The following is a 25947-nucleotide window of genomic DNA, read 5'->3' as shown; positions in this document are numbered from 1 at the left end:
CTGACTCATTTGCCTGAGTAGAAAAAAGCCCCCAAACGGGGCTTTCATGGTTAAGTTTAGGTAAACGATCTTATCAGACCGCCCGTTAACAAGTACCACCCATCAATCAAGACGAAGAACAGCACCTTGAAGGGGAGCGAGATGACTGTTGGGGGGAGCATCATCATGCCCATGGACATTGTTATTGTTGCAACAATCATATCGATGACAACAAAGGGCAAAGCGATGAGGAAGCCGATTTCGAAGCCTCGCCGTAGTTCTGAAATCATGAAGGCAGGAATGAGGACGCGGAGGTCCAGCTCTTCGATGGGCGCGTCTTTTTCATAGTTGAACGCGCTCACTGCGAGATCATCGAAGAGCACTAGGTCTTTTTCGCGCACATTATCCAACATGAATCGTCGGAACGGTTTTGTCATTTCCTCGTAGGCGACTTCTTCGGTGATTTGCTCTTTGATCAGCGGTTGCAGACCATTTTTCCACGCGGTGTCGAACGTTGGTGCCATAACGTAGAAGGTCATGAACAATGCGAGAGAAATGAGGATAATGTTTGCTGGAGTCGTTTGCAGGCCGATACCGGAACGCAAGAACGACAAAGCAACAACGAAGCGCGTGAAGCTTGTTACCATGATCAAGATCCCAGGCGCTAACGAGAGCACAGTCAGGATCATGACGTATTGGATAATCCGGCCACTTGCAGACGCCTGCCCTGCTGGAAGCAAATCACTCAAGTTAATATCCTGAGCGGAGGCCGGAGCAACCCAAAACAACGCAAATAAACTCAAAAAACCCGTAAAAAACGCAGAATAACGCATTATTGAATCACCACAGATTCAAGGACGAGTTCCTTGACAAATTTGCCACCACGCATCTTCGCGCGTTCATTGAGATCATCACGCAAGCGCAGCAAACCACGAGTGCCTTCGAGCTGGCGCGGCCCCAAGGTCCGGGCGTAGAGCAACAGATCCTGCTCAACCTGCTTGACCAGCAAGGAGTGATCCTGCTCTTCTATGCCGCGCTGCATCAAAACAACTGAGGCTTCAATACGAATCCAGTTCTTAGAAGAAGACAACAGGTTGGTCACGATTGGCTTCAACGAGACAATCTGACTGCTTTCTGTATATTCCGGATTGATCAAAGCGCCGCTGTTGGCCTTTTGCTCTTCCAGATACTTGCCGTGTACCTGATCAACCAGCGTAGAGCCGATTCCCATTCCACCTGCACTTGCAACGGCAGTCACCACAATAGCAGCGACTGCAACGCCCATCCAAGAATTCTCGGAGGCTGGCAACTGTGGCTTTGGCAACTGTGGTTTAAGAGCCATAGAAGCCTCCTTTAGAGCGGGCTAATGATATCAATGATTTGCTGACCAACGCTTGGTTGCTGCATTTCCGTCACGCGGCCACGGCCACCGTAAGAAACACGCGCTTCAGCGATCTTGTCATACTCAATGGTATTTCGACCTGTGATGTCTTCGGGACGCACGATGCCGGCAACTGACAGAACGCGAACCTCATAGTTCACACGAACTTCCTGTTGCCCTGAAATGATCAGATTGCCATTGGCAAGTACTTTGGTCACGACTGCTGCAATGGAAAGTTTGATCTCTTCACTGCGATCAATCGCGCCCTCACCTTTACTGCTTGTCTCGCCAGTACCGGAAATGCTTGCGTCTGCTTCTCCTGAATCAACACCAGCCCAAGAGAACGCACCTCTCAATCCAGTAGATCGTGAAGAATCACGCGATCTCTCACTGGAGTTGTCTAACTTAGCCTTATCGTTGATTTTGATCGCAACGGTAAGAACATCGCCAATTTGCTTTGCTCGGGGATCGCGGAAGAAATCCTGCTCACCATCAGCCCAAAGCCCGTGATAAGCGCGATTTGAACGGCCGCCACTTTTCGCTGGAGTTGCCGGCAAGTTTGCAACATTTGGCTGAAGTCCCTGCCCCAACGGGGTCAGATGCGGCTCCTTGCCAACGTTTTTCATTGCATTACAGCCAGTGAGCGTAATTGCGGCGAGAATGCATACCAAAGTGCGCTTCACTGTGAAACTCCCATACTTTGCTTGGAGGCCTTTCGAGCTGTAAGTTCTGCCATCAGATCAGTAAGATACGCTGCGCGCTCTGAGGCCAACTCAGCAAGCACCGAGCTGGCTTTCCGCGCCTTCATCTGGAGAAGAATTGAAACGGCTGTTTCATCATCCAGAGACGTCAACTGCAGCGCCGCTGCATCCGGGCGCATGTTGGCATAGATATTAACAACATGCCCTTCCGCTCTCTGCAGGATTTCATCACGACGTTTCACCCACATGCGCAACTCAGCAATCTTGGCGTCGAGCTCTGTAATCTTAGCTTTCATCTGATGCTCAACATCAAACAGAGCACGCATTTGCCAAGCAATCCGAGCATCTTTTGCCTGATCGGCAATCGCTTCGCAGTAGTTCTTGGCCTGCTCAATTGCTATAGTCAGCTCTTCCGTCTCGGTTTCGTTTGTCTGTGCACTTACGCTTACAAGCGTCATGCACAAACCGAGAGACACCCCGGCACACTTAAGGGGAAAGAACTTCTTCTTAGAGAGCTTTAGGAGAGGCATTACAACTCAGTTCCAATAGGTTTAGCGGTACATTGAAGCCACAAGCTTGCCCGTGGCTTATCCAATTGCCGTGCGGTCTTATTTGACCACCAGAGTTGCCTGGAGAGCCCCTGCCTGCTTAATCGCCTGAAGGATTGCGATGATGCCGCTCGGCTTCAAACCAATACGGTTCAGCCCCCTAACCAGAGTTTGCAAATCAGTCCCACCAATCAACTGCAACTGACCATCTTCCTGCACCACATCAATATCTGTGCGAGGCACAACTACCGTTTCACCCTGCTGTGCAAACGGTGACGGCTGAGAGACTTCAGGCCGTTCAGAGACGCGAACCGTCAGATTGCCGTGCGTCACAGCAACTGTTGAAATCCGCACATTCTGACCGATAACGACGGTTCCAGTACGCTCATCCACGACCACTCTTGCTGGCGTATCCGGCTGAACCATCAGGCCTTCGATCTGCGAAATGAAACGAACTGAACTGATACCTGCAGGGCGTTGAACCTGAACGGATCTATAATCAAGCTCACTCGCAAGCTTCAGGCCATAGCGGTTCAGTGAAAATGCATTGATTGCATCCGTCACTCGTACAGCGGTTTTAAAGTCTGGATTTTTAAGTTCCAGCACCAGCTGTGGTAGCGAAGAGAAATAATCAGGTAGCGTTTTCTCAATTAGCGCGCCATTTGAAACACTTCCGGCAGTTGGAACACCTTGTGTCAAACTACCAGCATCACCCGTGGCCGCAAAGCCAGATACAGAAACAGAACCCTGAGCAACCGCATAGACGTTGCCATCAGCCCCCATCAACGGCGTCACAAGAAGCGTTCCACCCTGTAACGATGCTGCATCGCCGAGCGATCCGACAGAAACATCAATACGGGCACCATTCCCAATAAAGGGAGGCAACTCAGCAGTCACAACAACCGCCGCTACATTTCTTGATCTTAAGTTAGATTCTCGAACGTTCACTCCCATGCGCTCAAGCATGGATTGCAAAGACTGCTCAGTGAACGGAGAATTCCTCATGGTATCGCCAGATCCATTCAGACCAATCACAATACCATAGCCGACAAGCTGATTAGAACGCATGCCGCGCAGATCAGCTATATCCTTGATACGGACGAGTGCAGACGCACTGTCAAACGATAAAAACAAAGCAAGAAAAGCAAGATAAATTGCCCCCAGAGAACGGCTTACAGAACGCACGGTGTTATTCCCCTTCAGCCAGCAAAGATCCGTTTTCTTGCACTTTGCCTAAAACACTTAAACCTGTATCAGGGTTCTTAGCCCTGATATTTGCACCAATTGCCCCAGATTCCTGCGCCTCAACAATGGCGCGGATTTCCAAGCCGTCTTCTTTAAAAACCAACAGAACAGAAGAACCGCGCTGTACTACAACAGGATCTTGAACCGCGTTTTTTGGAATTGGTTTTCCTGGAAAAAGGGTACGGCGCGCTTCCAGCCCAACTACATCTTGCATTCGACCTACAATCGAAAGCTGCGCAACCGACTTTTTGAAGAACCCGTGTTCACGAAGCATACCTTCTTCGATCTTATCACCCGGATAAATCATCATGGCCGGCACTGGAAGCTTTACAACTTCGCGTCGGCCTGCCGCTGATGCCGCTGTTAAGAACAACGGCACGCAACACACTAGCAATGCCAGGCTATGCAGGCGCTTGGAAGCACTCATCACCGCGTCCTTAGCGAATACCCTTGGACACAGTTCCAGCCATATCATCTGCTGCCTGAATCACTTTGGAATTCATCTCGTACCCACGCTGCGCGCTGATCAAGCTTGTGATCTCTTTAACGGGATCGACGTTGGCACCTTCAAGATACCCTTGACGAATAACTCCAAGCGAACCTTCGCCAGCAATACCAGTATTAGGTGCTCCAGAAGCTATTGTTTCGCGGAACAGGTTGCCACCAATCGCCTTTAGGCCAGCGTCGTTCACAAAGTTAGTCAGGTTCAGCTGACCAATGCTCGTAGCCGGATTTCCGTCAGCATAAGTAGCAAACACTTCGCCACTTTCGTTGACAGTGACTTTAACAGCCTCAAGCGGGACAGTGATGCCAGGCTGAACCTCATAACCATCAAGAGTTACAAGAGCCCCCTCGCCGTTCACGTTGAATGCACCGGATCGCGTAAAGAGCGCTTCACCTTCAGGGCCGATAATTTCAAACCAACCCTGGCCATCGATCGCCAGATCAAATGCGTTATTGGTTTGCTGTAGCGCGCCTTGAGAATGCAACTTACGAACCGCAGCAGTTTTCACTCCAAGACCTTGCTGAATCCCCTCAGGAACAGGCGCAGCACCACCACGATTAGATACACCGGCTGCACGATCAGTTTGATAAAGCAGATCGGAGAACTCAGCGCGAGACGCCTTAAAGGCAGTCGTATTCATGTTCGCGATGTTATTTGAAATAACTTCAAGATTTTTCTGCTGAGCAGACATACCCGTCGCAGCAATAGCAAGAGCCTTCATAAGGAAAACCTTTTCTCAAAAACTTAAATACTCATACGAGAGAATTCTTGATAGGCTTCAACAACCTTATCACGCACAGCTACTGCGCTCTTCAAGGAAAGCTCTGCCTTCATTACAGCCTCGACCACTTTTTGAGCCGAGACTTCGCCACGCACTGCCGCAACAGATGTTGCTTCAGCCGTTTTCAAATCGCCTGCAGTTTCACGAACCACATCTGCCATAGTGTCAGCAAAGCTGCCCTGAACTTCTTGGGCCGCCTGCGCATTCTGCGCTCCGCCCACCAAGTACTGACGAGTACGAGCAGCAGACGAAACATCGTTCACCCCACTGGTAAACGTTGAAACACGCGACACTGAACTCAACGCCGAAAGATCCGCCATTACCTACTCCTCAGCAAATCGATTGTACGGGTAATCATTTCTCTGGATTTGACCATCATCTGCAGACCAGCCTCATAAGAACGCGAAGCTTCTCGCATGTCCGCCAACTCAATCAGAGTGTTTACATTTGGATATTTTACGTTGCCATTCTCATCTGCCGCTGGATGCGACGGATCAAACTCAATACGGTAATCACCTTTATCCGTACCAATATTTTTAACCTCGACGAGATTAGCACCAAGCGCGCGATCCACCTCACTTTTGAAGGTAATCGTCTTGCGCTGATAAGGATTCGCTCCTGGGGTATCGCCAGTCGACTGAACGTTGGCCAGGTTTTCCGAAACAACGCGCATACGCTGTGACTGAACCCTCAAACCTGAGGAGGAAATCTTTAATGAAGCGACAAGTGGATCAATCATTATATCTATCTTCCTAAGCTGCTCTTCATCAAGCCATAGAAGGACCCAACAAGCTGAGTATTAAGCGAGTGCTGACGAGCAACCTCACCTGACTTGATCAACTCTTGCTCTAGGGAAACGGAGTTATCTGAGACGGTAACTTGCCACGCCTCGCCCCCCTTCACCCGCACACGACGGGCATTGGTTCCATCTTCACTGATATGACCCGACTGAGTAGCAGCCATCTGAATGCTGGTTTTATCCAGAATGTCCTTAAAAGGCTCGACATCCTTACTTGCAAAACCAGGAGTATCAACGTTCGCGATATTTTCGGAAATTGTCGACTGTCGTACTGACAACCAAGAATTTTGCCGCGAAACCAAACTAAAAAGATATACGGGCTCCAAAAAATCCACTCCGCTACAAAAACTGCTAAAAGTGGATAGCAGTGCAATCTTGTCCGTAGCTGGCGGAATCAATATTTCCGGAAAAAGCAAAAAAGATATACTTGGTTAGTCAAGTATATCTTTTTATCTTAAAATTTTAGGTAAATAGAATATTAATATATTGCTTAGGAAACAACAGATGCATCCGCAAGCGCTGTTTCCAGCCTTTTTGTATTTTCCTGCGGGTCTTCAGAAGGCTGCTCAAATGCAATAAACTTGACATCAACTGCCGAATTTAATGCAAGCAAAAACAAATGAAACATGACACTCACACCGTTATTTACAAACTTCATATGCAAGCAAACTGTCACATCACCGTTCCAGTTCAAATCGATTGACGATGTCCCAGCATAGGTGAGTGTTTCGGGCTTAAAATAGAGTTCAGACGAAGATTCCAGCAAGTCAGTGAGGTTAGCAGCTTCGTTTGAGAGAATATGGCGAGCTAGGGAAGACAGATCGCATAGCCGTAACTCGGCTGCGATTGGCTTCATAGCGTTTGCAATCAATGCCTCGCGCAAAACATCTTCAGATTTTGCAGGCAGGTTGTTTTTCTTCAATTCGGTCTTTGTAGACAAAATACCCTCTTAAGGCAGAAACGCGCTTCGACAAAGTCTTTAGCGCTTTAAATAAACATATGAAATAATTTCTGCTACCGCTCGATAATATTCCTCTGGAATACTCTGATCTATCTCTACGGCGGCATAAAGTGAACGCGCGAGTTGTCGATCTTCTACAACTGGAACATCATGAATATAGGCCAGTTCTTTGATTTTCAGTGCAATCAGGTCCTGCCCTTTTGCAACAACACGCGGCGCTTGTTCGCCCTCACGCTCGTAATACAGCGCAACAGCAAAGTGGGTGGGGTTCGCAACAACAACAGTCGCATCCTGAACAGATGACATCATGCGCTTGCGAGCCCGGTCACGAGCGAGAGAGCGCAAACGCGCCTTGATAAGCGGATCACCCTCTGCCTGCTTAAATTCGTCCTTCAGCTCCTGGTGAGACATGCGCAAATTCTTACGCCACTGAAACCGTGCCAGAACCAAATCGAAACCAACAAGGAAGATGGTTGCGACGCAGATACCGGAAAGCAAAGTCATCGCAACAGACAAAATAAGCTGAGGCACCTGACTTGGGTCGCTGTACATGGCTGTCAACGCGACCGCTTGCTGTGATTTCAACACAAGCGTAGCAACCACGATCACAGTCACTAGTTTGAAGAGTGACTTCACAAACTCCATAGCGCCATTGACGCTGAAAAGTCTGCCCAGTCCCTTTTTCAAGGAAATCTTGCTGAGCTTCGGCTCAATTCGGTCCAACACCAAACGCGGCGTATTCTGCATAAAAGAGGAAGCCAAGCCAAAGAAAATCAATATAGAAACGATCGGACCAAGGAACCAGACAAGCTGGAAAGCCACTGCAGACATCAACTGCAGAGGCTCCGCCGCACTCACAAACTGGATTTCTCCCGGATTATCCAAAAACCACTTAAGGAAATACACCAGGCCCTGCGCCTTATCGACAGCGATAAAGGAAAGCACAAGAAGAAGCGCAAGCATCGAGGCAAGCACAGATGCTTCCTTGGAGACTGGGATATTCCCTTTCTCCAAGGCATCACGAACCTTCTTCTCCGTGGGTTCCTGGGTTTTACTGTCGGGATCCTGGTCTTCAGACATGAAACCTGCCGCTTCTCAAGATGGTTTGACAAACTTAAAAAGTCATAGGGAAGCGTTATACGTAGACTTCTTCTCCACGCCCAATCTCAAGGTCGATCTCACCCGAATTTGCCTTTTCAAGGGCAAGGTCAGTAATCGCCCGACGCGCATCCATCACTTCACGCTGTGTCATAGGCTCACCGGAAGCCAGATCGTTCTCAACGATCCTGCGGGCACGAGACGCCATACTTGCAAGAATTGCCTGACGGAACTCTGGATTCGTTCCTTTAAGAGCTGCAGTGATAACTTCACTGGTAACATCATCAAAGATTGCAGTTCTGGTACGCAGATCCAGGTTCTGGATATCATCGAAGGTGAAGAGCAAGGCATCGAGCTGTTCTGCAGATTTTGGCAGAGCTTCACGCAGATTACCCAGCGTATCTTCAAGATCATCACGTTCCATTTTGTTGAGAATATCTGCCATACGAACGTGAGAATCTGTACCCACTGTTCTTGCAAAGTTCACCATGAAGTCTTCGTGCAGAGTCTTCTGCACTTCCTCCATAACGTCCTCAACAATAGGCTTGAGTGTCAACATACGACGGACGATCTGATTACGTTTTCTACGCGGGATCTGGGAAATCACACGCGCAGCACCACTTGCGGAGATCTTTGACAAGATCACTGCTGCTGTTTGCGGATGTTCTTTCTGCAAATACGTAGAAAGAACATGCTCCGAGATTTGCGAAACCTTGTCCCAGATGGAGCGTTTGGAGTAACCCATCACGTCGGACATAATTTCGGCGACCTGATCTTCTGGAAGAATACCTTTCAGAAGACTCTCGGCCCCTTCGGCTGTACCGAACAGGTTTACACCACCTGAGAAGAGCTCGATGAACTCTTCAATCAGTTCATCGAGTTCACTAGCAGGAACTGTGCCCAGATCTGCGGCGGCCCGAATGATCATCCGCATTTCGTCATTGTCGAAATGCTTTAGAACACGGGTTGCCTTGTCACTCCCCATAGCCAACAGCAGAGCTGCTGCTTTCTGATGGCCATTTTTTCTGGAAATGACGCTTCCCATTTCAGCTGGAACAACACTGTTCATTCTCTACGCGCCTCGGATACACATATAAAATCAAGCACAGCTCTTGTGCGGCTAGTTGTAGCTGCCTTTTGCGCCTACAATCTCAGTCAGAGACACACCAAACCGCGAGTTATCATCTTCAACAACCACGATCTCGCCACGCGCTACAGTACGGCCATTTACGACGATATCGACAGGCTCACCAACTCGGTGATCCAGAGGTATAACCGCGCCGCGACCAAGCTTAAGCAAGCTGGCTACAGGCATAGTCGCAGACCCAAGAACAACCTGCATATCAACCGGAATACCAAGAACTGCGTCAAGATTACGGTCGACGTTCTCGTCGCTCATACCCTTTTCAGGCGCTGAAGCCGCTGGCTGAGCTGCAGCAGAAGGCGCAGCCATATCCATATCCATCTCGGCTTCAGAAGCAGCAGCTTCCCATTGCAACGCGAGGGCTTCATCACTCATTTCATTTGAGCTGCTCATTGCGGATCATTCTCCTTCTCAGGACTTTCGTCGTCCTTTACATTTACAGATCTGAATGTGGCGCTCTGGCCGAAAGAAACTTTTCTGACTCTGACATTCTGGTTATCTATTGCAGATACTGCAGTATTTTCTTGGTTACCTGCCGGTGCAGGTTTGCCCATTCCGCCAGCTAACAACAACGCGGCGGTATTGGACGCGGCACTCGTAACAGGCTTTTGCTTTGCCTTCGTTGGAGCAGACTTTGTAGTACGACCGGAACGTCGCCCACGTTCCCCACCAGGCCTTGGCGGCGCATCATTCATACTGATGCCGACTTCATCGCTTTTCTTACTCAACCACTCGATATGCTCCTGCAGCGCTTTCATTTCTGTTTGCGCCTGAAGGATCACACCAGAGATATCAACAGTAGCTTCACGAGCCTCATCAATCCGCTGCCCAAGATTACTCAGGATCTCCTCACCGCGAACCCGGATTTCCTGCAAGGACAAACCAATGTTATCCATTGCTTCCGAGGTCTGATCAAAAATCCTTTGATACTCTTCATGATAGCCGGAGAGCCGCTTTAGCTGTCGGTACATGACAACAACGCGCCACGTCGTAACCAAAAGAGCAAAAAGTAAAAATCCGTCAATTAGATAAGATATCATCGAGAAGTTCCCCTTCCTGCTCGATCAACTCTTCAACGCGTACTGTGTAAGACCCTGCAACCTGACCCAGGCGACAGTTAAACAATGGCTGACTGTTGCATTCGAGCTGAACGGCAGTTTTTGGAGTAGCATTCAACTCAAGAACAAGACCAACTTCGAACTGCGCAACCTCTTCGAGAGTCATGCGCTGTTCTTCAAGAATCGCAGTAAGTTTGACTTCGGTACGCTGAACTTCCTGCTGGAACTGCTTAGTCCAACGCGTATCGCGACCAGCCACCTCACCAGACAGCACCTGCGTCAAGTTTTCGCGCAGTGGGTTCAGAACCGACTGAGGAATAATGATGAAGATCTCACCTTCACGGCCGATGATTTCAGCAGTCATTTTAGCAAGCACGCACGGATTACTCTTCCGGCCCGTTTGCGCAAATTCCATACGGTTTTCGAGGCGCTCTACCTTCAACGAAGTATCAGCAATCGCCTCAAACGCTGTTTCAAGTGCCGTAGCCGCTTCCTGGAACATTCTATAGGCAAGCCGCTGCTCGACATTAGTCAAAGCACGATCTTCAAGAAACGCCTCTTCCTCACCATCCCCGCCGAGCAGAACCTCAACCATCGAGAAGATGAAGGTTCGATCAAACCCGAGCAAAATGCGCGCATCCCACTCTTGCGCATGAAGGACAGCAACAACTGCACGATCCTCATATTGCTCAAGGGCATCACCGATACGCTCATTAGAAACCGACTGAACCGCCAAATAAGGCGCAGTTGCCGCCATCTGCCGAAGTGTATCGATGTACTGACGCGCCATGCGATCAAAGACCACATGAAGCATAGGAAGACGATCAACACCCAGACCAGCTGCATCCAACAAACGAGAGGGCAAATCCACCTTCGCGTTCTGAGCACTGATCACCTCGTCATTCATTTCCAGCTCTTGAGGCTCCATCAGGCTTCACCTCCAGCTGCAGACACCACCGGACCAGCATTCATAGTTTCCGCCTCAACTTCATCAATTGTAGGACGATCATCTGCACCGATGGTTTTACGGCCGTGCTCCAATGCGATCTGAGGCGCCGCACCATTCATGAACGCAAGCAATGTCTGCTTCACCTCAATATAGAGGCGATAACGCTGCTCACGGATGGATTTAATCTTCACCGCGACCGGACTGACAATTCCATAGGACAAAAAGATACCAAGGAATGTACCAACGAGCGCAGCACCAATCAGACTTCCGAGAATCTCCGGCTCCTGATCAATAGCCCCCATCGCTTTCACGATACCAAGCACCGCCGCAACGATACCAAGAGCAGGCAGAGTCTCCGCAACAATACTAAGCGCTTGATACGGCTTCATCTCTTCTCGACCAAGAGTGTGCAACTCCTCATCCATCAACGCTTCAATTTCATGAGGACGGACATTACCAATAATAATGAGACGGAAGTAATCGCAGATAAAACTTGTCAAAGACACGTTCGCGAGAACCCGCGGAAAACGCTGAAACAACTCAGAATCATCAGGATTATCAATGATCTGCTCGACATCATTACGCCCCTTCGCACGAAGGGTCCTCATAAGACCGTAGAGCACACTTAGCGTATCCAGATGGTCACGCTTTTTTGGCTTTGCATTCAACAAAGCTTCATGAATACCGCGCCCGGTATCCTTTATCGTCTTAAATGTATTCGCCACCACGAAGGTACCGAAGGCAGCTCCTCCAACAATCAGCAGCTCAAAAGGTTGCCATAGCACCTTCATATAGCCACCCATTGCAACATAACCACCAATTATGGATCCAATAACGATCACGAGGCCAACTAGAATATTCAATTTGCGCTCCACACACTTACCGGACAAGCACTTTTCTTATTTTGTGGTAGCGAGACTTACTTGTCCGAAGCTGGCGTAGAGAAGCTGAAATCTCAACAAACAGCCGTACAGCTTCAGACAAGCCCTAAAGAGCATTCTCTTGAAGCATTTAAGTGTAGATAGGTTTGCTATGATCAGCACATTAACGCGATATGCCATTCCGATTTGGAGCATGGAGACGCTACCGAGATGCCCAGCTATGGGTGCCATAGAGGAGCGCGAACCACAAAAACCTGCGGAAGATATCAGCGGCAATAGCCTGATCGGATTTGGAGTCTAAATTAATGGTCGTCCCTTCTCTTTATGTCTCCCTTTCCGGACAGATGGCCCTTGAGCGTCGTCTTGAAACTGTTGCGCGAAATGTAGCTAACATGGAAACTGCTGGCTATCGATCTACGGAAGTAAAATTCGATAGTCTTGTGAAGAGCCCTGGCAAAGATCCAGTTTCCTTTGCCTCTACCGGGGAAAATTACATCTCGACGCAAGCCGGTGCGATTAAGCAAACTGGTAATTCTCTTGATGTCGCAATTGATGGCAACGGCTGGTTGGGAATTCAAACCGGCAATGGCGTTGCATATACTCGAGATGGTCGTTTCCAGATTGGCGTTGACGGCATTCTAAGGAGCATCGAAGGCAATCCAATTCTTGATAGTGGAAATGCACCAATTATCCTGGACCCACTCGGCGGAGCGCCTGAGATCGCCAAGGATGGTTCTATCTATCAAGAAGGCCGTCAGGTTGGCGTCCTTGGTCTTTTCTCCATCCCTCAAGATGCGAAGCTAAGCCGCGCGGGAAATTCTGCTGTCATACCTGATGCGCTCGCGGAACCAATCGCGGATTTTACAGAGAATGGATTTGCACAGGGGTTCGTGGAAGGCTCTAACATTAATCCAATCTCAGAGATCACCAAACTCATTACTATCACACGTGCTTTTGAAAGCACAAACTCGATGATGCAAAGTGTGGAAAGCATTCGACAGCAGACCATACGAAAACTTGGAGAGGGCTAATGGCTGTTAATCCGGTTCAAGCAATTTCTGGCACTTCGGAAGATACTCGCGCCGGAAGCACCTCCAACAACACGACGACTTCATCCCCCAAACCTTTTAGTTTTGGGGAACTGCTTGATATCATCAATCCATTGCAGCACATACCCGGCGTAAATACTCTTTATCGAGAGATTACAGGTGATGAGGCTTCTGTTCGCTCTCGCATTGCAGGCAGTTCACTGTATGGAATGATTGCTGGTCCATTGGGGATGGCGGGTCTTGTCGCTGGTAATCTCGCCGAAATGAAAATTTCTGGAGTACTGGACGCCGAGAATTTGGCAACAGAGAAGGCTAGTGCTCTCAGCACTATTGAGAAAAAAATAAACACAAGCCCACCCGTTCCTTCTCCTGCATCAGATATGACTTCCTCACTGCAAAGAGGCACGCCAATTATACCTGTTCAATCCAAGGAAATTCCGCCGCTTTTTGGCAACATTGCGTCTGCTGAAGCCATTTCCATGGGAAGCAAAGACAAGCTTATTGAAGCTCTGACGGGTAGCGTAGAGAAGGAAGAAAAGACTGCCTCTGCGTTAGACGCATCGACGCTTCCAACAGTTGATAAACTATCCCAGGATGCTCGGAACTTGCTGCCAGAAGATTTACTCAAGCAGCTACAAGAGCGGCATCGCAATACCATTGCACAAAGCTAACACTTCAAAAGGCTGTTTATGACCGCCCTTGCGCGCATTCAGGAACTTACCGCTCAAATTCCATCAAGCTCATGGAATATTGAGATAAGTGGAACCCTCTGTGAGGTCACCCCTAATCATCTTAGAGTTAAGGGCCTTTCAGGTGGCGTTAATTTGGGAGACCAAGTCTCCTACATGAGCAACAACGGTGAAGAATTTGGAGAAGTTATCCGAATTGAACCTGACAGCGTGCTTGTGAAGCCCTATGCCTCCAGATCTGACCTTGGTCTTGGGATCAAAGTGAAGCGTTGCGGCGAACTTAGCTTTTATCCAGACAACAACTGGCGCGGGCGCATCATCAATGCGTTTGGGCTACCGATTGATGGCCTTGGTCCAATGACTGAAGGACCGTCTCTTGCTTCGTTTAATACCCTACCCCCTCCGCCAGTTCACCGTGCGCGCGTTAAAGACGCTGCCTTGACTGGGGTACGGGTGCTCGACCTCTTCACACCAATCTGCCATGGTCAGCGCTTGGGCATTTTTGCCGGATCTGGCGTGGGTAAATCAACACTGCTCTCTATGATCGCACGAAGTAACTCTTTCGACACTGTCGTTATCGGGCTTATCGGCGAGCGTGGTCGTGAAGTTCGTGAGTTCGTCGAAGAAACACTTGGTGATCAACTCTCCAAATCCGTGGTGGTGGTCGCTACAGGCGATGAAAGCCCTATGATGCGACGACTTGCCCCTAAAACAGCAATGACAGTTGCCGAGCACTTCAGAGATCAAGGCCAATCCGTTCTACTTATCGTAGATAGCGTTACCCGCTATGCACACGCTCTACGCGACGTGGCACTGGCAGCTGGAGAGCCCGCTCTTTCTCGTGGCTATCCACCGAGCGTTTTCTCCGAACTTCCTCTCCTTCTGGAGCGCGCAGGCCCTGGCATCGAAGGAAGTGGTATGATGACCGCTATCTTTTCTGTGCTGGTTGATGGTGATGACCACAATGACCCTGTAGCAGACAACATCAGAGGCCTTCTGGATGGGCATGTCGTTCTGGATCGGCATATTGCTGAAGAGGGTCGATATCCGGCAGTAAACGTCCTCGGCTCCATCTCGCGACTTGCACAGAGCTGCTGGTCCCCTCAGGAACGTGAGCTCATCTTGAAGCTGAAGGCAATGATTGCGAAATTTGAAGACACCAAAGATCTACGTATGATGGGCGGCTACAAAGAGGGTGTAGACCCCTTGCTTGACCAAGCAATCGAGGTAGCTCCAAAGGTCTACAATGCGCTTGTACAGGGCTTGGACGCCCCTTCAAGCCAAGATGCTTTTACTGAGCTGGCCCAGCTTCTGTAGCGTAAAATTGTGATACTGAGATCCGAACAACAAAAAAGGCTGCTCAAGCAGCCTTTTTTGTTGTTATAGAGAATTAATTATATAGCCAAGGTAACGCTTTGAATCGATGGGATCATACCCCATCTGTGTGCGTAATTTCTTTCGCAGCTTACTGATGTGACTTTCGATTACATTCTCGTCTACTTCACTTTCAAAGATGCCATAGACAAAGTTGTAAATCTGAGTTTTCGTCAGGCGACGCCCGTTATTTTGCGCAAGATACTCTAGGATACGACGCTCGCGGCGTGGTAGTGCCAGTGTCTTGCCCTTGATCTCAGGATCTCGTCCATCAAAGTATACCGTAAGATCACCCAGCTCGACATTAATGCTTTGGTTCGTTGTCCGGCGCTTGATTGCGTTGACACGCGCAAGTATCTCTTGCGGATGCACAGGCTTACGGACAACATCATCTACACCAGCAGCAAATAACTTCAGCGTCTGTTCCAAAACCGGACTGCTATTCAGAACCAATACCGGTTTTTGAGAACATCTACGGCGGATAATCTGCGGGAACTTTTCACGCTCCCCTATCTCACCAATCAGAATAGCTTCGACAGCCTCAAACTCAGTATCAGGTGCAGTATTTAACCAATCCCGAAAGTCATCCGGACTAAAGCCACTTGTCGAAATACCTTCTCGCTCAAATCCAGATGCATACCCATCGGTTACAAGCTGTTGTTCATCAACAATTAAATACATAACCCCAACCCATTCATTCCCAAATGAATATATCGCTGGTAAATCAGTGAAACACATTCTGTCAATTTCTCTTGAAGAATTTTTACCTTCGACACCAAGTAAAACCTCACCAAAAACTATAGTAATTATAATAGAAAATAAGAATAAACTTTACTTACAATTTAAACTTAATACAAAACATAGGTGCCGATTCCTGCCATTTTTCGAATTCTTTCGAATTTCAATCTTTATTTCTCATACCCTTATTTTTTGTAGGACAAAAATTCAAAGGCATATTTTTGCCACATCCTCTCCATATTTGAGTTCGCGTCATACGGGAAAAATTCTTGGGATAAACTATTAGCAATTTTAAGTTAGCTACTCTTGGCGCAAGGAGTAGAATCAAAAAGAAGCATTACAGCTGCAGAAAAACGGGCGTACTTCTACTTATTCTTACAATTGTATATCTCATGTAATTTTATCTAAATTAGCACATTAACCATCCAATTCTTAGTAGGCAGCATTTTCCTACTTAGAAAAGAAATGTATTCTCCTAGAACTTTAGATAAATAACAGAGCTATACTCTCTAATACTCGTCACAATTCGACTACAATTTTACCACAATACGTGTCTTTTTTCGGGCAAGGATACCACGTTATCAGCGGGATATACCTAACTGTGGGATGTGTTTTATCTCAGGTTATGTACTATTGCGTTTCAACTTAAACAAACCTATTTGCACATCCAGAAATGATCGACTCGTGCAGGAGACACAATGATAATTACAGTAATAGGCAGCGGCTACGTCGGGTTGGTTTCAGGCACGTGTTTCGCTGATTTTGGTCATGAGGTCATCTGCGTTGATAAAGCAGAAGACAAGATTGAAAAGCTGAAGAACGGACAGATCCCAATTTATGAGCCGGGTCTGGAAGAGTTGGTTGCCAGTAATGTGAAAGCTGGCCGTTTGAGCTTTACAACAGAGCTACCTGATGCAGTTCGTAAAGCTGACGTCATCTTCATAGCAGTTGGCACCCCTTCTCGTCGTGGAGACGGGCACGCTGATCTTAGCTATGTCTATGCAGCGGCTGAAGAGATCGCAACTTCCCTTAATGGCTTTACAGTCGTTGTCACAAAATCAACTGTTCCGGTCGGTACAGGGGATGAAGTAGAGCGCATTATTCGCGAAGCAAATCCAAATGCGGATTTTGAGGTTGTTTCAAACCCAGAGTTCCTGCGCGAAGGTGCTGCTATTAATGACTTCAAACGTCCCGATCGAATTGTTGTCGGCCTTTCTCATGAGCGCGCAAAATCGGTTATGACTGAAGTCTATCGTCCTTTGTACCTCAACCACTCTCCAATTCTGTTTACGAGCCGTCGTACATCTGAGCTTATCAAGTATGCTGGCAACGCCTTCCTTGCGATGAAGATCACTTTCATCAACGAACTTGCTGATCTGAGTGAAGCTGTTGGAGCAGACGTTCAGGATGTCGCCCGTGGCATCGGTCTTGATAATCGTATTGGTGGCAAGTTCTTGAATGCTGGCCCTGGTTATGGCGGTTCTTGCTTCCCAAAAGATACACTTGCGCTTGTTAAGACCGCGCAGGATCACTCCAGCCCTGTTCGTTTGATTGAAACCACCTGTTCAATCAACGATCAGCGCAAGCGTTCAATGTCCAAGAAAGTGGCTGCTGCGATTGGTGGGGATGTCCGAGGCAAGAAAATTGCTGTGCTAGGCCTGACCTTCAAGCCAAACACAGACGATATGCGCGACAGCCCTGCCCTTTCGATTATTCAAGCGCTTCAGGACAAAGGTGCTGACATTCACGCCTATGATCCTGAAGGTATGGAATCCGCTGTAGAGCTTCTGGAGGATGTTACATTCGGAAGTAATGCCTATGAGATTGCGAAGGGTGCACATGCTCTGGTTATTGTGACCGAGTGGGATGCGTTCCGCGTTCTCGATTTCAGCCGCCTTAAAGAAGAGATGGCAACACCTGTGCTCGTGGATCTTAGAAATATCTACGGCAAAGACGAAGTTGCCAAACACGGCTTTTCTTACACCTGTATTGGGCGTCCTGACGAAGAAGTCTAATTAATAAGGTCCCGGCGCGTTATGTGTTTTGCCGGGACTTTTCCTGCCTCCCACAATCCATGCCCAATTTTTAAGTGCTGTTACCACAGAGGTGACAATTGCGGTTTGCTTTCAACGCCCCAATCATGCGAATTTTAATTATCGCGTGGGCAGATTCTCTCAGGGCTAATCCCAAGAGCTTTATGAGCTGAGAACAATCTGCATTTTGGAAGATTGCTGGAGCCGATCCTAGTTGCTTTACAAGCATAAAAACAGACGAGAGCGTATAGCCTCTGGTTGGCCGTGGAACGTCAAAATTCCTCGCGCTGTTACTTTGCTTGTTTGCTTGTGCCTTTCATTCAGCACCTTTTCGCAAGCTTATGCGTTTGAACTTTTCGGATATCACCTTTGGGGTGAGAAGGCAGAGAGTGACGAAGATAGCTTAGCTGGTGTTCCAGACCCGACACCTTACACCGTTGAGTTCCGTGTTGTCGGGGAACATGAAGACCAGCCGAGTGAACTTGAGGAAGAGTTGCAGTCTGTCAGCCTTCTGGTTCAAGACGTCAAGAAGCTCCCGTCTGGTGCCAGTGGCATCCTTGCCCGCGCAACCCAGGACTTTGAACGCTTGATCGGCAAGCTTTATGAAGATGGATACTATGGTGCTTTGGTTCAGATCACCGTAGCAGGGTCCCCACTTAATCAAGCAATCCTTCATCCAGAGAAGATTACAGAACGCCCTGTTCCTGTTCTCGTGGAGGTTAACAGAGGTGTTCAGTTTCGCTTTGGCAATGCAGATGTAAATTATAAGGGCCCGGCAACAGAAAATGGTCTGGATCTACCCAACGCTCAATCACTCGGCCTTGTAGAAGGAACGCCTGCGCTTTCAGAAAAGGTGCTGGAAGCAGAAAAGCAGGCCGTTAAGTTCCTAAAGGATGAGGGCTATCCATTTGCAAAGGTAGGGAACCGGCAGTTACTTGCCAATCACGCCAGTCAGACACTCAAAGTTAAGTTGGATATTATCAGCGGACCCTATGCGCGATTTGGTCCGGTTTCTGTAACCGGCAAGGTCAAAATGGATCCTGAGTTTGTTCGCAGTTACGCGAACCTTCCTCGCGGTGCGCAGTGGGATGCAAAAGTCATCTCTCACGCACAGAGCAGACTGAGGGATCTGGAGGTTTTTTCCAGCATTCGCTTTGAACCTGATAAGCAGCTTGACGCGAACGGTGAGCTCCCTCTGACGATTGTTGTGGCAGAACGCCCCCGGAAAGTCTTTGGAGTTGGTGCCAATTACTCCAGTAACGAAGGTGTTGGTTTTGATGGATACTGGCGCCACCGCAACCTGTTTGGAAAAGCAGAGAGACTTTCCGTTACCGCTGCAGTCGGCCAGCTTCTAGCCGTAGATAACGAACAGATTGAGTATGCCGCGCGGGTCACCTTTGAAAAACCCGGTGCGATTGGACCGTTGACCGTTTTTTCAACCAGCATTGCTGCCGTCCAGGAAAACCCAGATAACTATCGCAGCACGTCATTTGCATATGACGCTTATCTATCCCGCGATTTTACAGAGGCTTTGAGCGGTCGAATTGGTGCAGAAGTCTATTTTGCCAATGAACGAGACGTTTTCGGCCAGAATGATTACTTTCTACTGGGAATTCCTGCAGACCTGACTTACGACACACGCAATGACACTTTGAACCCGACCAGTGGTATTGAAGCAAAATTATTCTTTGAACCAGCCTTTGACGTGCTTGGCGATACCGAGAATCTGTATTCTCAGGGCTCGATTGCCAGCTACCTGCCGATTGTAGGTATGGACCGCGTTGTTTTAGCTGGCCGCGTATCAGCTGGCGCAATTATCGCCCCATCGGTTCAGGATGTTCCCGCTGCACGGAGGTTCTTCCTTGGTGGTGGGGGAACAATCCGAGGGTATGCTTATAAAAACGTGGGGCCGCGCCTAGATGACGAAGTTACGGGTGGGCGCAGCTTCATGCTGTTTAATGGTGAAGTCAGAACAAGAATTACCGAAAACATTGGCCTTGTCGGATTTGTAGATGCAGGCGCTGCATATTTGACCCAGTTTCCAAACTTCGATGAGCCCTTCAGCGTAGGTGTTGGTGGTGGGGTGCGCTATTTCACACCTGTTGGCCCCTTGCGGCTTGATATTGGTGTCCCTCTTGAACCTCAGCGCAATGATCCGCCGTTTGCAGTCTATATTGGTTTAAGTCAGTCCTTCTAATCAGCACCGCCTTTAGAAGGCATGCAGCAAAAAGAGAAAGATCAAAGAGCGAATGCAACTGGTCCGACGTGTCACAATAACCCTTGGCAAAATACTAGTCCTTCTTCTCGTACTGGTACTTGCGGTTTATGCCGGACTTGTGGTGACAACGAGTTTTCAGGCAGGTCGCCAATTCCTCGGATCAACTTTGAACTCTTTTTTGCTAGATGTGAGGATTGATCAACCTCGTCTGACCGCTTCCGGCAATCTGTTTGCGGATGGAGTCTATCTTTCCGATGCAAAGGGCGCATGGCTTGAGGTTCACAGTGCTTCAGTTCGTTGGTCACCGCTTTCGCTTCTAGTCGGAGCACTTGATATTCACGAGGTCGCCGCACAACGGATTACTTTGGCAAGATTGCCAGAAGCTGCAGAAAGTCCGGTTGCTGAACCTATCTCTACTGAAGAAACAGGTGTTACGCTGCCTTTCAGCACCGTTGATCTCCAAACTCTCAACATCAAAGAACTTGCGCTCCCCCCTTCTATTGCCGGTATGCCTGCTCAGTTCGAGATCACAGGCGCTGCGACTTATGCGAGCTCTCCTGAAAAAATTGCCGGCAAGCTCAACATTACGCGCATTGGCGACGTTCAGGGAACAGCAAGTGTTGACGTTGATTTTGATCCGGCAGATGGCGTAGTCAATTTCCGTGCCATGGTCTCTGAAGCAGCCAATGGGCTGGCTGCCACTCTTCTTGACCTTCCGGATGCGCCTAGTTTTGCGCTACGTATGGAAGGTGGTGGCCCGCTGACAAACTGGTCATCTTCATTACAAGTAGATCTGAATAGGGTTCGAGCCATTAATGGTGACATTACTCTTGCACAAAATGGAACGCAGAAATCACTAGCGACACATTTATCGGGGGAACTTGAGCAGTTTCTTCCTTCTTCTATCTCCAGCCTATTTGCCGGGCAGACCACGTGGTTTGCAAACGCAACACTCAATCAAGATTATCTACCGCTTTCAGCAACCGGAAAACTCTCAACCGGTGCGATCTTAGCGCATTTGGAGAACACTTACGCAACTGACAAGAACTCTTTGATAGCAAAAGTCCAAATCCAAACACTTCAGAGCAACAACAAACCGCTTCTCATCAATACTGGCGGGCAGGCCGTTCAACTGGACACTTTGTCCGTGACGGCATCAGCCTCAGGACCGCTTGAGAGTCTGAACTGGGACTTCTCCGTACAGGCTGGCAATATAAAAACACAAGAAGCTGATCTGGGGACGCTTAGTCTTTCTGCGAAAGGTGATGGTGCGCACATTTCTGAGCAGATGATGTCCATCCCTCTTGAAGCGCTTCTTCAAGTTAGTGACATTCATCTTGCTACAGCTTCACAAGACCAAAACATCAAAAATGTAAGTGTTTCACTCAAAGGCACAGCGTTTCCAAGTCAGGAAAAGCTGGAGCTTAGCGATTTACACTTGGAGAGTGATGGAGCGGCTGCACGGTTTAATCTGGTCGAACTCTCACCGAGCAATGGACAGGCACAGGGGAATCTTTCTGTATCTGACCTCAGTCTTCTGTCAGGGTTTGTACAGCAAAACATCAATGGCTCTGTTGAGGCTCAGTTGTCTTTGCTAGCGGATTTCCAAAAACAATCTGGAGAGATAAACCTCAAGGGAACCAGCAGCCGAGTGAGCCTGCAAAATGAGCGCATTGACCGGATCCTCACTTCGCCAAGTCGGTTTTCCGCCAAGCTTATAGCGACGCTTAATAGAACTGATCTTCTTGCTTCTTATGGTCAACTAGACACGCTTTCATTTGAGAATATGTTTGGGCAGGTTGAAGCTCATGGCAGTTTGCAGGATCGTCAGCTGAATGGTGCATTTTCCGTCCAGGTGCATCAACTTGACCTGCTGGAACCACGTGTAAGCGGAGCGCTCACTGCTAGTGGGAAGATATCAGGTAACGCTACTGCACCTGATGTGTCACTTGAAATACACTCTGAGCGGATTGAGATGGATGGCACTCCCTTAGAGAAGTTGCAGCTTGTAGCAGATGGGACACTTTCTGAGACGGCCCCCAATGCGGACATCAATCTCACTGGCAAGTTTAAAGGGGAAGAACTTGTTGGTAAGTTCAAGCTGCTCAGTGACGCTGGTAAACTGTCTGTTCCAACACTAGATTTTGATTTCGGCGGGAACAAACTCAGTGGCAACGCACATGCTGCTGATCTTGCTCTCCTACCACAAGGTTTGGTTGGACAGTTCACCATTGAAGCCAATGACCTGAGCACTTTGTCATCGCTGGCTTTGACCGAGATGGAAGGTCAGGCTCATGGACAAATCGATATTGAGCAAGACAACGGTGATGCCAAAATCTCATTTGATCTTAATAGCGAAAATCTTCGGTTTGCGCAAAGCTCCATCATGTCCTTTGTCGCAAAAGGCTGGATAGACAAGCCTTTCACGCGCCCAGCTGCAAATGCAAACATCGCGCTCGATGGTGTTGAAGTGGAAGGGGTAAATCTGAGATCATTGACGTTGAATGCGACGCCTGTTGAAGGCAACACAAGTGCAGAAATTGCAACTGGCTTTTCCATTAATGCCGAATTTGCTGAAAACAGCGACCAACTTCAGAGCGCAGGGCTGGTACAAGCTGTTCCCGATGGGATCATTCTTACGCTCAATTCTCTTAATGGCCGTTACAAGGGTATCCAGACGAACCTCAAGCAACCTGCAGTGATTTCGCTCCTTGAAGACAAGCGTACAGTTTCCTCCTTTGAACTGGCTCTTGGCAATGGCTCTTTGAATGTTTACGGCAGCAACAGCAACCAGCTCGACATCAATGCCGAACTGAAGCAACTGCCACTTTCTATAGCGAATGCCTTTGTTCCAAGCCTTGCTTTGGATGGTGCGCTCAATGGGACGGTTCGCGCCTTTGGTGAGAACGATGCCCCCCAAGTCAGTTGGCAACTCGCTCTGAACCAGTTTTCAGCCAAGCCACTTCAGGATAACCGCATCCTCCCCCTTCAGATTGAGAGCACTGGATCATTTGCTGACAACAAAATTGACCAGAAAACCATTGTGACAAACGGTTCAGGCCTGAACGTTCAGGCGGCAGGGGCAATTGGGCTTGCAGGTGGTCAAGAGGTGTCTTTGACCACGTCAGGCAACATTCCCCTTGAGGTGGTGGGAGCCAAGTTGATCGAGCAGAATTTGGGTGGTAGTGGCGGCTTCCGTCTGAGCGGATCAGTTGCCGGCTCCCTCAAAGATCCTCAGGTCGCTATTGATATCCAGCCTGTGAACCTTGAGACCACGCAGCTCTCAACTGGGATGACACTGACAGACTACTCCGGTGACATTAAGGTTACGCGGCAAGAAATTGCGATCAATAAATTTGCCGCCAAGTTCAGCAATGGTGGCACGTTGCTACTTGATGGCAAACTGGGACTGGGTTCAGGCCTGCCGGCTCAAATGGAGCTCACAATTGATGGTGGTCGCTATGTTGACGGGACATTTGTTAGTGCATTGATTGATGCCAACCTTGCATTACAGGGCTCACTTGCCGATGCGGGTGCCCCTCCTGCAATTTCGGGCAAAGTCACCATTAACCAAGCAGATATTGAAATACCAAGCTCTTTTAACTCCAGTATCAATCCTGTGATTGTCCGGCATTTGAATGCACCCAAGCCGATCCTCAATCAAGCGAAGATCCTTGCGCAAGATGAAGGACGGGAAAAAGCCAAGAAGAACGAGCAACCGAGCCCAATCTCACAAGCCAGTTTGAATGTGGATGTGGAGGCACCAGGCAAAATCTTCATACGTGGCCGCGGCGTCAACGCTGAAGCCGGCGGATCGCTTAACATCGGCGGTAAGCTCAATGATGTGAAGACAGTGGGCGCCTTCTCTCTGGTGCGTGGCCGTATCGAGATTCTCTCAAAACGCCTGACACTCAGCCGCGGTAATGTGACGTTTAGCGGTTCACTTGTACCAACACTCGATTTTGCGGCAACGACAACATCCGGCTCAACGGAAGTGACTGTTTTGGTGAGTGGGCCTGCTGATTTGCCTGTGATTGATTTCACTTCAGTCCCAAGCCTGCCAAAGGATGAGGTCCTAGCGCAACTGTTGTTCGGTGAGTCTGTGAACGATCTTTCGCCAATTCAGCTGGCAAGCCTTGCAAGCGCAATCGCAACGCTAACCGGAGGCTCTGGCGTCGAGGGGCCATTGGGCACACTCCGCAATCTATTGGGTGTCAGCGATATCGACATAAAATTTGATTCAGCAGGAAATCCAGAACTGGCCGTTGGTGGATATATAAATGAGCGGATTTATCTGGGCGTAACACAGGAACCGACAACAGGTGACAATGCAGCGACTGTTGATATTGATGTCACGAAGTTCCTGAAGCTTCGTGGTGAAGCCAGCTCTGACGGAGATGCAAAAGCTGGCTTCTATTATGAGCGGGAATACGACTAAGTCGACGGCCCAGCGAGGCGGACAGCCTCTTCGTAGATAGGCTTTGGTAGGTTGACGCCGTATTGCTCTGCTTTTTCGCGGGCAGCAAGACGAGATGTTCCTGGCAAGCGTGCGCCCTGCTCTGCCTCAATCGCAGCAACAAGCGTTTCCATCCGTTCAGCAAACAAACCGCCAGAGATAAGATCAGCGTTGATTGCCAAAATAACCTGACCAAGATCAGGGGCATCCCCCTCTCCAGAGAACAAACTGGACGCCTCAAAACCAAATGCAGCTCCGCATAAGCCTGCCGCCATGATCTCAATCATCATGGCCAAAGCCGCTCCTTTGGCCTCTCCGATAGGGATCATAGTTCCTGCAAGCGCCGCCTCCGGATCGGTGGTTGCCTGTCCGTCTTTGTCCAGTGACCAACCTTCCGGGATAGATTTGCCTGTTCGCTGCGCTGCCATGATCTTTCCACGAGCGACACGTGAGAGTGCAAGATCAATGACAAGTGGTTCTCCATCTCCATTAGGAGCTGCAAATGCAATTGGATTGGTCCCGAACATAGGGTTCTTGCCGCCATAGGCAGCAATTGCCTTAGGCCCATTGCCAAAAATGAACGCAACCATTCCATCACGCGCCAAGCGCTCACAGTGGGCCCCCGCTTGCCCAAAGTGGTGAGAATGACGGATCGCACTCAAAGCCAGCCCATTTTGCGAGGAAGCGTCTTTCAGAAATGGCAGCGCAACTTCAATTGCTGGGTAAGCAAATCCGTATTTGGCATCAATCCGCTGCACAACCGGAGTGATCAGCTCTGCTTCTGGTTTGGCAAAGCCGTCTACCTTGCCGGTTCTGGTTTGGGCGGTGTAGGACGGAATTCTGGAAAGGCCGTGGCCTGCCTGACCATCTGCCTCCGCGTTCACTAAAGCATTTGCAACGATCTTCGCAATTGCAGGATCTGTTTTGTTGGCAGACAAAGCCTCCTCAGTGAGTTTGTGTGCTTCTTCTAATGAGAGATTGACCGTGTCTGACATGGAGCGCCCTTAGCTATATGAGTTCTTAAGTAAGTCGCTCCTGACACATTTTGCGGATAAGCACAATTGTGCCTGTTTCTTGCGAAGACATAAATGCAGATTGACCTTGTTCATTTGAGTGGGAGAATGACGTTTCAACAGGTCAGATGCTCTCGTAGTTCTTCCGGAATGACATCATTCCAGATTTTTCCGTTCAACCCATCTCAACCTCTTTCTCGTAACGGCTTATGAAAGCATGAGTTTTGGATCTACTCGTGTTGCATTGAGAAAGAGACAATCATTACACACCCTGATTTGCATTGCAGAATGGATCAATCTTTGTAAATCCTATGGGGACTAGGTGTTTTTCCTAGAACTACCACTTA

General features: G+C 48.8%; 25 protein-coding genes. 6 read left to right on the top strand and 19 right to left on the bottom strand.

Annotated elements, in window-relative coordinates; translation table 11 throughout:
- Window positions 1-56: 56 nt before the first annotated feature.
- The 17 genes from fliP to motA form a co-directional block, all read right to left on the bottom strand.
- Window positions 57-812 (bottom strand): flagellar type III secretion system pore protein FliP, encoded by a 756-nt coding sequence (gene fliP / locus PsAD26_RS13075; RefSeq protein ID WP_063310783.1) that lies wholly within the window; start codon window positions 810-812, stop codon window positions 57-59.
- Window positions 812-1321: a flagellar basal body-associated FliL family protein gene (locus PsAD26_RS13070; protein ID WP_063296415.1), complete on the bottom strand. Its 510-nt coding sequence runs from the start codon at window positions 1319-1321 to the stop codon at window positions 812-814. The genes fliP and PsAD26_RS13070 overlap by 1 nt, the downstream gene beginning before the upstream one ends.
- An 11-nt stretch (window positions 1322-1332) precedes the next feature.
- A complete protein-coding gene (gene flgH / locus PsAD26_RS13065; RefSeq protein WP_063299060.1) occupies window positions 1333-2043 on the bottom strand; it encodes a flagellar basal body L-ring protein FlgH in 711 nt (236 codons plus the stop codon).
- On the bottom strand, window positions 2040-2519 hold the full coding sequence (locus PsAD26_RS13060; RefSeq protein ID WP_208985673.1) for an MgtE protein: 480 nt from the start codon (window positions 2517-2519) through the stop codon (window positions 2040-2042). The genes flgH and PsAD26_RS13060 overlap by 4 nt, the downstream gene beginning before the upstream one ends.
- Window positions 2520-2669: 150 nt before the next feature.
- Entirely contained in the window at window positions 2670-3794 is a 1125-nt protein-coding gene (gene flgI / locus PsAD26_RS13055) for a flagellar basal body P-ring protein FlgI (protein ID WP_063310781.1), read from the bottom strand.
- 4 nt (window positions 3795-3798) lie between these two features.
- Window positions 3799-4281 carry a flagellar basal body P-ring formation chaperone FlgA gene (gene flgA / locus PsAD26_RS13050; RefSeq protein ID WP_208985672.1) on the bottom strand — a complete coding sequence of 161 codons (483 nt, stop codon included), beginning with the start codon at window positions 4279-4281 and terminating at the stop codon, window positions 3799-3801.
- Window positions 4282-4291: 10 nt separating this feature from the next.
- Entirely contained in the window at window positions 4292-5080 is a 789-nt protein-coding gene (gene flgG, locus PsAD26_RS13045) for a flagellar basal-body rod protein FlgG (RefSeq protein WP_057466015.1), read from the bottom strand.
- A 23-nt stretch (window positions 5081-5103) separates the two neighbouring features.
- Window positions 5104-5460, bottom strand: coding sequence for a flagellar hook-basal body complex protein FliE (locus tag PsAD26_RS13040; protein ID WP_063310780.1), 357 nt, complete (start codon window positions 5458-5460; stop codon window positions 5104-5106).
- Window positions 5460-5876: a flagellar basal body rod protein FlgC gene (flgC, locus tag PsAD26_RS13035; RefSeq protein WP_181952095.1), complete on the bottom strand. Its 417-nt coding sequence runs from the start codon at window positions 5874-5876 to the stop codon at window positions 5460-5462. The genes PsAD26_RS13040 and flgC overlap by 1 nt, the downstream gene beginning before the upstream one ends.
- Before the next feature lie 8 nt (window positions 5877-5884).
- Window positions 5885-6274: a flagellar basal body rod protein FlgB gene (flgB, locus tag PsAD26_RS28845; RefSeq protein ID WP_275507200.1), complete on the bottom strand. Its 390-nt coding sequence runs from the start codon at window positions 6272-6274 to the stop codon at window positions 5885-5887.
- Window positions 6275-6429: 155 nt separating this feature from the next.
- The gene (locus tag PsAD26_RS13025; protein WP_208985671.1) at window positions 6430-6879 is read right to left on the bottom strand and encodes a hypothetical protein; all 450 of its coding nucleotides are present in this window, start codon (window positions 6877-6879) and stop codon (window positions 6430-6432) included.
- A 39-nt stretch (window positions 6880-6918) separates the two neighbouring features.
- A complete protein-coding gene (flhB, locus tag PsAD26_RS13020; protein WP_063310779.1) occupies window positions 6919-7980 on the bottom strand; it encodes a flagellar biosynthesis protein FlhB in 1062 nt (353 codons plus the stop codon).
- A 55-nt stretch (window positions 7981-8035) separates the two neighbouring features.
- A complete protein-coding gene (locus PsAD26_RS13015) occupies window positions 8036-9067 on the bottom strand; it encodes a flagellar motor switch protein FliG (protein WP_063310778.1) in 1032 nt (343 codons plus the stop codon).
- A gap of 51 nt (window positions 9068-9118) precedes the next feature.
- Window positions 9119-9397: a flagellar motor switch protein FliN gene (gene fliN, locus PsAD26_RS13010; protein ID WP_244272523.1), complete on the bottom strand. Its 279-nt coding sequence runs from the start codon at window positions 9395-9397 to the stop codon at window positions 9119-9121.
- A 134-nt stretch (window positions 9398-9531) separates the two neighbouring features.
- Window positions 9532-10182: a hypothetical protein gene (locus PsAD26_RS13005; protein WP_063310776.1), complete on the bottom strand. Its 651-nt coding sequence runs from the start codon at window positions 10180-10182 to the stop codon at window positions 9532-9534.
- Window positions 10163-11128 carry a FliM/FliN family flagellar motor switch protein gene (locus tag PsAD26_RS13000; protein WP_063310775.1) on the bottom strand — a complete coding sequence of 322 codons (966 nt, stop codon included), beginning with the start codon at window positions 11126-11128 and terminating at the stop codon, window positions 10163-10165. Before PsAD26_RS13000 ends, PsAD26_RS13005 begins: the two co-directional genes overlap by 20 nt.
- The gene (gene motA, locus PsAD26_RS12995; protein WP_063310909.1) at window positions 11128-12012 is read right to left on the bottom strand and encodes a flagellar motor stator protein MotA; all 885 of its coding nucleotides are present in this window, start codon (window positions 12010-12012) and stop codon (window positions 11128-11130) included. The genes PsAD26_RS13000 and motA overlap by 1 nt, the downstream gene beginning before the upstream one ends.
- Window positions 12013-12335: 323 nt before the next feature.
- Between motA and flgF the strand changes: the two genes are divergently transcribed.
- Genes flgF through fliI form a run of 3 tightly spaced genes read left to right on the top strand, consistent with a single transcriptional unit; the run spans window position 12336 to window position 15085 of the window.
- Entirely contained in the window at window positions 12336-13061 is a 726-nt protein-coding gene (flgF, locus tag PsAD26_RS12985; protein WP_063310773.1) for a flagellar basal-body rod protein FlgF, read from the top strand.
- Complete coding sequence (locus PsAD26_RS12980; protein ID WP_063310772.1) at window positions 13061-13750, top strand: hypothetical protein; 690 nt, start codon at window positions 13061-13063, stop codon at window positions 13748-13750. The genes flgF and PsAD26_RS12980 overlap by 1 nt, the downstream gene beginning before the upstream one ends.
- 18 nt (window positions 13751-13768) lie before the next feature.
- Complete coding sequence (gene fliI / locus PsAD26_RS12975; protein WP_063310771.1) at window positions 13769-15085, top strand: flagellar protein export ATPase FliI; 1317 nt, start codon at window positions 13769-13771, stop codon at window positions 15083-15085.
- 63 nt (window positions 15086-15148) lie between these two features.
- Here fliI and PsAD26_RS12970 read toward each other — a convergent pair whose 3' ends face one another.
- On the bottom strand, window positions 15149-15823 hold the full coding sequence (locus PsAD26_RS12970) for a response regulator transcription factor (protein WP_057466177.1): 675 nt from the start codon (window positions 15821-15823) through the stop codon (window positions 15149-15151).
- A gap of 755 nt (window positions 15824-16578) precedes the next feature.
- Here PsAD26_RS12970 and PsAD26_RS12965 point away from each other — a divergent pair.
- The 3 genes from PsAD26_RS12965 (at window position 16579) to PsAD26_RS12955 (ending at window position 24569) form a co-directional block, all read left to right on the top strand.
- Window positions 16579-17895, top strand: coding sequence for a UDP-glucose/GDP-mannose dehydrogenase family protein (locus tag PsAD26_RS12965; RefSeq protein WP_063310770.1), 1317 nt, complete (start codon window positions 16579-16581; stop codon window positions 17893-17895).
- A 232-nt stretch (window positions 17896-18127) separates the two neighbouring features.
- Window positions 18128-20110: an autotransporter assembly complex family protein gene (locus PsAD26_RS12960; RefSeq protein ID WP_208985670.1), complete on the top strand. Its 1983-nt coding sequence runs from the start codon at window positions 18128-18130 to the stop codon at window positions 20108-20110.
- A 52-nt stretch (window positions 20111-20162) separates the two neighbouring features.
- Window positions 20163-24569, top strand: a complete 4407-nt coding sequence (locus PsAD26_RS12955) for a translocation/assembly module TamB domain-containing protein (protein ID WP_063310769.1) — start codon at window positions 20163-20165, stop codon at window positions 24567-24569.
- Here the strand turns inward: PsAD26_RS12955 and PsAD26_RS12950 are convergent.
- The gene (locus tag PsAD26_RS12950; RefSeq protein WP_063310768.1) at window positions 24566-25582 is read right to left on the bottom strand and encodes an Ldh family oxidoreductase; all 1017 of its coding nucleotides are present in this window, start codon (window positions 25580-25582) and stop codon (window positions 24566-24568) included. The two genes, PsAD26_RS12955 and PsAD26_RS12950, sit on opposite strands and share 4 nt — an antisense overlap.
- Window positions 25583-25947 lie beyond the last annotated feature (365 nt).

Source organism: Pseudovibrio sp. Ad26 (assembly GCF_001623285.1).
Lineage (GTDB): Bacteria > Pseudomonadota > Alphaproteobacteria > Rhizobiales > Stappiaceae > Pseudovibrio > Pseudovibrio ascidiaceicola.
This window is presented reverse-complemented; position numbering and strand designations above follow the sequence as displayed.

Bases quoted from the DNA above. Each gene is read 5' to 3' on its own strand.
- fliP (WP_063310783.1), bottom strand. From the start codon at position 812: ATGCGTTATTCTGCGTTTTTTACGGGTTTTTTGAGTTTATTTGCGTTG.
- PsAD26_RS13070 (WP_063296415.1), bottom strand. From the start codon at position 1,321: ATGGCTCTTAAACCACAGTTGCCAAAGCCACAGTTGCCAGCCTCCGAG.
- PsAD26_RS13060 (WP_208985673.1), bottom strand. From the start codon at position 2,519: ATGACGCTTGTAAGCGTAAGTGCACAGACAAACGAAACCGAGACGGAA.
- flgA (WP_208985672.1), bottom strand. From the start codon at position 4,281: ATGAGTGCTTCCAAGCGCCTGCATAGCCTGGCATTGCTAGTGTGTTGC.
- flgG (WP_057466015.1), bottom strand. From the start codon at position 5,080: ATGAAGGCTCTTGCTATTGCTGCGACGGGTATGTCTGCTCAGCAGAAA.
- PsAD26_RS13040 (WP_063310780.1), bottom strand. From the start codon at position 5,460: ATGGCGGATCTTTCGGCGTTGAGTTCAGTGTCGCGTGTTTCAACGTTT.
- flhB (WP_063310779.1), bottom strand. From the start codon at position 7,980: ATGTCTGAAGACCAGGATCCCGACAGTAAAACCCAGGAACCCACGGAG.
- PsAD26_RS13015 (WP_063310778.1), bottom strand. From the start codon at position 9,067: ATGAACAGTGTTGTTCCAGCTGAAATGGGAAGCGTCATTTCCAGAAAA.
- fliN (WP_244272523.1), bottom strand. From the start codon at position 9,397: ATGAGCGACGAGAACGTCGACCGTAATCTTGACGCAGTTCTTGGTATT.
- PsAD26_RS13005 (WP_063310776.1), bottom strand. From the start codon at position 10,182: ATGATATCTTATCTAATTGACGGATTTTTACTTTTTGCTCTTTTGGTT.
- PsAD26_RS13000 (WP_063310775.1), bottom strand. From the start codon at position 11,128: ATGGAGCCTCAAGAGCTGGAAATGAATGACGAGGTGATCAGTGCTCAG.
- flgF (WP_063310773.1), top strand. From the start codon at position 12,336: ATGGTCGTCCCTTCTCTTTATGTCTCCCTTTCCGGACAGATGGCCCTT.
- PsAD26_RS12980 (WP_063310772.1), top strand. From the start codon at position 13,061: ATGGCTGTTAATCCGGTTCAAGCAATTTCTGGCACTTCGGAAGATACT.
- fliI (WP_063310771.1), top strand. From the start codon at position 13,769: ATGACCGCCCTTGCGCGCATTCAGGAACTTACCGCTCAAATTCCATCA.
- PsAD26_RS12970 (WP_057466177.1), bottom strand. From the start codon at position 15,823: ATGTATTTAATTGTTGATGAACAACAGCTTGTAACCGATGGGTATGCA.
- PsAD26_RS12965 (WP_063310770.1), top strand. From the start codon at position 16,579: ATGATAATTACAGTAATAGGCAGCGGCTACGTCGGGTTGGTTTCAGGC.
- PsAD26_RS12955 (WP_063310769.1), top strand. From the start codon at position 20,163: ATGCAACTGGTCCGACGTGTCACAATAACCCTTGGCAAAATACTAGTC.
- PsAD26_RS12950 (WP_063310768.1), bottom strand. From the start codon at position 25,582: ATGTCAGACACGGTCAATCTCTCATTAGAAGAAGCACACAAACTCACT.